The 6,330-nt window shown below is 67.5% G+C and carries 7 protein-coding genes; 5 read left to right on the forward strand and 2 right to left on the reverse strand.

Annotation, left to right across the window (positions count from 1 at the left end; translation table 11 throughout):
- Nucleotides 1-6 precede the first annotated feature (6 nt).
- Nucleotides 7-315, reverse strand: a complete 309-nt coding sequence (locus ACFDTH_RS16330; RefSeq protein WP_375288622.1) for a glycine zipper 2TM domain-containing protein — start codon at nt 313-315, stop codon at nt 7-9.
- A gap of 127 nt (nt 316-442) precedes the next feature.
- On the opposite strand from ACFDTH_RS16330, the gene ACFDTH_RS16335 reads away from it, so the two are divergent.
- On the forward strand, nt 443-1,063 hold the full coding sequence (locus ACFDTH_RS16335; protein WP_375288623.1) for a trimeric intracellular cation channel family protein: 621 nt from the start codon (nt 443-445) through the stop codon (nt 1,061-1,063).
- 1 nt (nt 1,064) lies between these two features.
- Here ACFDTH_RS16335 and sppA read toward each other — a convergent pair whose 3' ends face one another.
- Entirely contained in the window at nt 1,065-2,939 is a 1,875-nt protein-coding gene (sppA, locus tag ACFDTH_RS16340) for a signal peptide peptidase SppA (RefSeq protein WP_375288624.1), read from the reverse strand.
- A 91-nt stretch (nt 2,940-3,030) separates the two neighbouring features.
- Between sppA and ACFDTH_RS16345 the strand changes: the two genes are divergently transcribed.
- The 4 genes from ACFDTH_RS16345 to groES all read left to right on the forward strand — a co-directional run bounded on the left by ACFDTH_RS16345 (nt 3,031) and on the right by groES (nt 6,220).
- The gene (locus ACFDTH_RS16345; protein ID WP_375288625.1) at nt 3,031-3,192 is read left to right on the forward strand and encodes a hypothetical protein; all 162 of its coding nucleotides are present in this window, start codon (nt 3,031-3,033) and stop codon (nt 3,190-3,192) included.
- A 64-nt stretch (nt 3,193-3,256) separates the two neighbouring features.
- Complete coding sequence (locus ACFDTH_RS16350; protein WP_375288626.1) at nt 3,257-4,213, forward strand: hypothetical protein; 957 nt, start codon at nt 3,257-3,259, stop codon at nt 4,211-4,213.
- A gap of 165 nt (nt 4,214-4,378) precedes the next feature.
- Complete coding sequence (locus ACFDTH_RS16355; RefSeq protein WP_375288627.1) at nt 4,379-5,788, forward strand: MATE family efflux transporter; 1,410 nt, start codon at nt 4,379-4,381, stop codon at nt 5,786-5,788.
- 141 nt (nt 5,789-5,929) lie between these two features.
- Nucleotides 5,930-6,220 (forward strand): co-chaperone GroES, encoded by a 291-nt coding sequence (gene groES / locus ACFDTH_RS16360; RefSeq protein ID WP_375288628.1) that lies wholly within the window; start codon nt 5,930-5,932, stop codon nt 6,218-6,220.
- Nucleotides 6,221-6,330 lie beyond the last annotated feature (110 nt).

Consider the following 6,330-nt stretch of genomic DNA (forward strand, 5'->3'; position numbering starts at 1 on the left):
ATCGGGTCAGCGGCAGCGGCGCTTGCCGCCCCGGTCCACCTCGCGGCCGACCAGCGCGCCCGCGACCGCGCCGCCCAGCGTACCCAGCGTCCGGTCACCGCGCGTGTCGATGGTGCGGCCGACCAGCGCGCCGGCGACGCCGCCGACGATCAGCCCGGTGGTGCCATCCGAACGGCGGCAGTAGGTGCGCCCGTCCTTCCCGCGCCACTCCTTGTACGCATAGCGGCGGCGCTGCGCGTCCGCATCCGAGGTGGTGGCGACCAGCGCGGGGGCGACCATGGCGGCGCAGCCCAGGCTCAGCATCAGCTTACGCATAAACTCGGCTCCTGAAGAACGATGACGGGGGCGTAACGTCACCCGTCTAGGCGCGGTTGCATGAACTGCCGACAACGTGCGGTTCAGGATTTTGCAGGGGCGGCATCGAGGGGTATCGCACGCAGACATGTCGCCGCTGATCCCCGCCTTCATCCCCTGGTTCGATCTGGCCGGGCTCGCCGTCTTCGCCGCATCGGGCGCGCTGGCGGCGGCGCGGCACCGGCAGACCCTGGTCACCTTCGCCTTCTTCGCCCTCGTTACCGGTGTGGGCGGCGGCACCGTGCGCGATCTGCTGATCGGCGCGCCGGTGTTCTGGGTGCATGACACGCGGGCAGCGGCGGTGTGTCTCGCCGTTGCGCTGCTGATCTGGGCGACGCCCGAGCGCTGGTGGCGCGGCGCCGCGCTCGACTGGTTCGACGCGGTCGGCCTCGCCGCTTATGCGGTCTATGGCACCGCAAAGGCGCTACGCTACGGCATCCCGCCCGTGCCCGCGGCGGTGATGGGCGTGGTCGCGGCCTGCGTCGGCGGCATCATCCGCGACGTGCTCGCAGGCGAGCCGTCGATCCTGATGCGCCCCGAACTCTACGTCACCGCCGCAGCACTCGCCTCCTCGCTCCACGTCGGCATGGTGCTCGCCGGCGTTCCCTTCGGCGTTGCTGCGCCGGTGGCGGCGATCGCCGGTTTCGCACTCCGGGCTGCGGCGATCCGCTGGCATCTCGCTTTGCCAACCTATCGCGGCAGGAGCTGAACTACAGCCCGATCCGCTCCAGCACCCGCACCATCAGCGTCGCGTCGCCCGGCGTCGCCGCCGCCGGGCCCCAGCCGCCGCATTCCAGGCAACGCGCCTGCACCGCCGCGCCGGAGAGGACCAGCCGCTTCATGTCGCCGATCGCGCGGGCGAACTGCTGGCGCTGCCCCCAGGCGATCCGGGTGAAGGCGTCGGCGGGCGCGCCGGCATCCTCTTCCTGACGATTGAGCTGGCGCGCCAGGTCCGCCGCCCAGCCGGGCTTCTTCTCCAGGTACTGGACCTCGACCTTGGCGGGATCGAGCTTGGCGCGCCTCGCCGCCTCCTTGATCGCGTCCGACAGCGTGCCGAACCGGTCGACCAGCCCGATCTGCCGCGCGGTGCCGCCGTCCCACACGCGTCCCTGCGCGATCTCGTTCACCCGCGCCGGCGACAACTTGCGCGCCGCGGCGACGCGGCCGATGAAGTCGCGATAGCCCTTCTCGATGCCGGCCTGGAACAGCCGGTCCACCTCCGGCGTCACCCCGCCGATCACGTCCGGCTGGCCCGACAGCGGCGTGGTCTTCACCCCGTCGGTGGTGATGCCGATCTTGGCCAGGCTGTTCTCGAAGGTAGGGATGATGCCGAAGATGCCGATCGATCCGGTGATCGTGTTGGGCTCGGCGAAGATGGTGTCGCCCGCGGTCGCCACCCAATAGCCGCCCGATGCGGCGACGCCGCCCATCGAGACCACCACCGGCAACCCGCGCCGCTTGGCCTCCATCACCGCATTGCGGATCGTCTCGGAGGCGAGCGCCGAGCCGCCGGGCGATTCGATCCGCACCACCAGCGCCTTCAGGTTGCCCTTGGCGAGGCCGTCGAGGACGAAGTCCTTGATCGTGTCGCCCCCGGCGGTGCCCGGATCGGCCTTGCCGTCGATGATGTCGCCCGCCACCGTCACCACGCCCACCGCGCCGGTGGTCGGCAGCGGATGCGCGGCGAGATAGTCGTCGTAGCGGATGCGGCGGAAACTGCCCGGCGCCTTGTTCGGTTCGGTCCCCGCGATCGCGGCGACGCGCTTCTCGAACGCCAGCCGGTCGCCCAATCTGTCCACCATCCCCGCATTCAGGTTCGCGCGTGCCACGTCGCCGCCGGTGCCCACCACCGCCGCGGCGGGCTGCGCCAGGAAGCCGCGCACCTGCGCCTTCGGCCGCGTTCTGGCGACGCCGGAAAGATACTGGTCGAGGAGGCTGCCGTAGAGCGCCTCCATCGCCGCGCGTGCGTCGGGCGACTGATCGGTGCGGGTGTAGGGCTCCACAAAGGACTTGTAGCGGCCGACACGATAGACGTGCGTGTTCACCCCCAGCCTGTCGATCAGCCCCTTGTAGTACAGCTGGTTTCCGCCCGGCCCGGTCAGCAGCACGCCGCCCATCGGGTTGACCCAGATCTCGCTGGCCGCCACGGCGAGTCGGTAGCCAGCGTCGGTATAGGCGGTGGCGAAGGCGAGCACGGGCTTGCCCGCCCGGCGCGCGCGCGCCAGCGCATCCGCCACTTCGGTCACCGCGGCGGGGTAGCCGCCGGCAAAGCTGTCGAGGTCGAGCACGATCGCTTTCACCCGGCTGTCGGTCCGCGCGGCGTCGATCGACCGGACCAGGTCGCGCAGCCGCAGCTGGCGAGCAACCTCCTGGCCGGATAGCAGCGCGAACGGCGCCACCTCCTCCGGCTGCTCGACGATCGAGCCGGACAGGTCGAGCACCAGCGCGCCGTCGCGGATGGTGGTGGCGCTGGGCCGGGCGTTGAGCGCCGCGAACAGCGCCACGAAGAACAGCAGCATGGCGACCAGCACCAGCGCGTCCTTGATCCCGACCAGCAACTTCCAGGCGCCGCGCACCAGCTTCATGTCCGAACTCCTATCGCACCGCTCTACCCCGACGTGTCATGTTCAAGCAATACGCTTCGCGGTGTTTCCGGGCTGGTCCCCGCTCACGCTGATGACGCCCTTGTCCGCCATTGCGCTCGGCGTGATGCTCAACGGCGAGCAGCTCGACGCGCGGATGATCGCGGGGGCCGGGCTCGCCCTGCTCGGCGTGCTGGTGGTGGCGTTGCGCGCGCGTCCGAGAACCGCGCTGCTGGCGGAACGCGAACAAGCGTGACCTCGTCTGCTGGCTCTGCTAGGTTACGCTTGATTGCTGAACGCAGGGTGGGGAGGGCGAGGCAATGGTGGACGTAACGTTCCTGAGCGGCCTTGGCGAGGCGGAGCCAAGTACTTATTTCGAGCTCAGCCGACAATATGATCGTACTCTGCGATCCGGCGCACAGCAAGCATTCTTCTCCGATCGCACGATCTACGATTCGACCGTGTTTACTACCCAGACGAACACGAGCTATCTCGGACACGTCATCATCGCACCCAATGGTAAGCTCGGCTTCGATCCCGATGGGGTCATTTTTGGCACGATCGGCGGTAGCAACGTACGAGATTTTCTTGCCGGAGAGATCGCTAACGGCAGGAGCGCTGAGGAGATCCTAGAAAACTTACTCGCAGAAGACGATGTGATCCGCGCAAATGACGCAATGCGGAACATCTATGGCTACGGTGGCGATGATGTCCTGATCGCATCTCGGGTCTCCGATACTAGCCTGTACGGCGGTGCCGGTGATGACGTACTGGTTGGTCGTCCTGGTTACTACGGTAGCTACGGAGGGAGTGGTGCCGACACCTTCGTGGTTACCGGTACTGGTAGGGGATGGAGACCTTCCATTGCGAAGGACTTCGAGCATCGAATCGATAAGATTGCGCTGGACGACGAATTCTTTCAAGAGCTCGGCGGCAAAGTCACAAAGCAGAACATCGTGTTCGGCACCGCTGCCGTCGATCCCGATGATCGTCTTGTCGTGAGCAACATGCCTCGAAGCAACCAGGCGGACGTATTTTTCGATAGGGATGGAAGCGGCCCCGAAGCTCAGATGCTGGTCGGTCACGTCACCACCAAGTCCGTTATCCGGAAAAGCGACTTCATGGTCGTTGATGCTGACGACTTTCTGCCGAATCACGCTCCAGCGGCAGAGCCGGCGTTTGAGCCAAGTATGACTGAATCACGCATGATTGGCAATCGTGAGGCAATGATCCCCAACTTGCTCGCTCATATGGATCTTTCCGTGCAACTGTTCTGAGCGACTCTTAGGCCGTGGCAGTGCGAATCAAATTCAGGGTTATGCGAGGCAGCAGCGGCGAACACGGTTACGACCGCTGCGGCTGACCGCCGTTTCGTTGCCACGGTCGCTGTAGCTGGCGGCCATGTTTCCAAGGCGCTCTGAACCGCCTAACGCGCCCGCACCATGGAAACGCCTGTCCTCGCGCCGCTCGCCGGCTCCGCGCCCGCGACCGACCGGGCGGAGCTGGGCGCGCTGACGCGGCTGGCCCTGCCGCTGGTCGGCGCGAACCTGCTTCAGATGGCGGTCAGCGCGGTGGACGTGATCTTCGTTGCGCGCCTCGGCACCCGAGACCTCGCCGCCTCCACTCTCGGCGTCTTCCTATTCAACTTGCTGATGTATGCGATGATCGGCCTAACGAGTGCCGCCGCGCCGCTCATCGCTGCCGAGCTCGGTCGCCGCAAGCACGCGGTCCGCGAGGTCCGCCGCAGCTTCCGCATGGCGATGTGGGTGGGGGCGGCCGGATCGCTCCTCGTCATCCTGGTCCTCGCGCATGGTGAGACCCTGCTGCGCCTCGCCGGGCAGGACCCGGATGTGGCGCGCAGGGCAGGACGGTTCCTGGACATTCTGCTGATCGCCACCCTCCCGGGCGTCGCTTCGGGCGTGATGCGCACGGCGGCGGCGGCGCTGGGCCGGCCCGGATGGGCGTTCCTGGTCACTGGCATGGCGCTGGGGCTCGGCATCTTGGGCAATTGGGTGTTCGTCTTTGGCAATCTCGGCGCGCCGGCGCTGGGGCTGGAGGGCTCGGCCATCGCCAGCGTCCTCAGCCTGTCGGCAATGGCGCTCGCCTATGTTGCCATCCTCACCCGTGATCCGCGGCTGCGCCGCTATCGCCTGTTCGGCCGCTGGTGGCGCAGCGAATGGCCGCGCTTCCGCGAGATCGTCCGCCTCGGCGTGCCGATCAGCCTCACCTGGATGTTCGAAGGCGCGCTGTTCGGCGGCGCCGCGCTGCTGATGGGGCTGATCGGCGTCACCGAAGTCGCCGCGCATGCGGTGGCGCTCAACATCGCCGCCATCGCCTTCCAGGTGCCGTTCGGCGTCGCGCAGGCGGCGACGATCCGCGTCGGCATGGCCTATGGCGCGAGCGATCCGGTGTGGATCGGCCGGGCAGGGCGGGTCGCGCTGGTGCTCGGGATCGGCTTCATGGCGATCAGCGCCGCGGCGATGTGGATCGCGCCGCGGCTGTTCGTCTCCGCCTATGTTGACGTGGACGATGCGGCCAATGCGGCGGTGGTCGCGCTGGCGATCCGCTATCTCGCGGTCGCGGCGGTGTTCCAGTTGGTCGACGGCGCGCAGGCGGTGGCGGCCGGCGTGCTGCGCGGCCTGCAGGACACGCGCGTGCCGATGCTGGTCGCGCTGTTCGGCTATTGGGCGGTGGGCTTCGTCTGCTCGGTGGCACTCGGCTTCCGCACGCCGCTGGAGGGCACCGGCGTCTGGATCGGCCTCGCGGTAGGCCTGCTGGTCGTCTCGGTGCTGCTGCTGTGGCGCTGGCACGCGCGCGAACGGCTCGGCCTGCTCCCGGCTCGCCCCGCCTGAACGGACCGTCAAAAAGGTTCCGAAAGCCGGTCCTGTCCCCATTGACGCTCCGCGCACGTCCTCACATATGCGCCTCGCTGGCACTCGACTCAGCCGAGTGCCAATCGCATTGTCACCATTGCTCAAAGAGAGGGTACAGCAATGAACTTTCGTCCGTTGCACGACCGCGTTCTCGTCCGCCGCGTCGAGGCGGAGGAGAAGACGGCCGGCGGGATCATCATCCCCGACACCGCCAAGGAAAAGCCGCAGGAGGGCGAGGTCGTCGCCGCCGGCACCGGCATCAAGAGCGAGAAGGACGGCGCCGTCACCCCGCTCGACGTCAAGGCCGGCGACCGTATCCTGTTCGGCAAGTGGTCGGGCACCGAGGTCAAGCTCAACGGCGAGGACCTGCTGATCATGAAGGAATCGGACATCCTCGGCATCGTCGGCTGAGCGATCGTTCCTGCGCCTAAACTGTCTCAATTCGTCTCAAGGAAAGGGTAGCCACCATGGCAGCCAAGGACGTGAAATTCTCGCGTGACGCACGCGAGCGCATTCTCAAG

Origin of the sequence: Sphingomonas sp. (genome assembly GCF_042096255.1) — a bacterium.
Lineage (GTDB): Bacteria > Pseudomonadota > Alphaproteobacteria > Sphingomonadales > Sphingomonadaceae > Sphingomonas.

What these genes read in the sequence shown, in the direction of transcription:
- sppA (WP_375288624.1), bottom strand. Translation starts at nt 2,939, where the DNA reads ATGAAGCTGGTGCGCGGCGCCTGGAAGTTGCTGGTCGGGATCAAGGAC.
- ACFDTH_RS16350 (WP_375288626.1), top strand. Translation starts at nt 3,257, where the DNA reads ATGGTGGACGTAACGTTCCTGAGCGGCCTTGGCGAGGCGGAGCCAAGT.
- ACFDTH_RS16345 (WP_375288625.1), top strand. Translation starts at nt 3,031, where the DNA reads ATGACGCCCTTGTCCGCCATTGCGCTCGGCGTGATGCTCAACGGCGAG.
- ACFDTH_RS16335 (WP_375288623.1), top strand. Translation starts at nt 443, where the DNA reads ATGTCGCCGCTGATCCCCGCCTTCATCCCCTGGTTCGATCTGGCCGGG.
- ACFDTH_RS16355 (WP_375288627.1), top strand. Translation starts at nt 4,379, where the DNA reads ATGGAAACGCCTGTCCTCGCGCCGCTCGCCGGCTCCGCGCCCGCGACC.
- ACFDTH_RS16330 (WP_375288622.1), bottom strand. Translation starts at nt 315, where the DNA reads ATGCGTAAGCTGATGCTGAGCCTGGGCTGCGCCGCCATGGTCGCCCCC.
- groES (WP_375288628.1), top strand. Translation starts at nt 5,930, where the DNA reads ATGAACTTTCGTCCGTTGCACGACCGCGTTCTCGTCCGCCGCGTCGAG.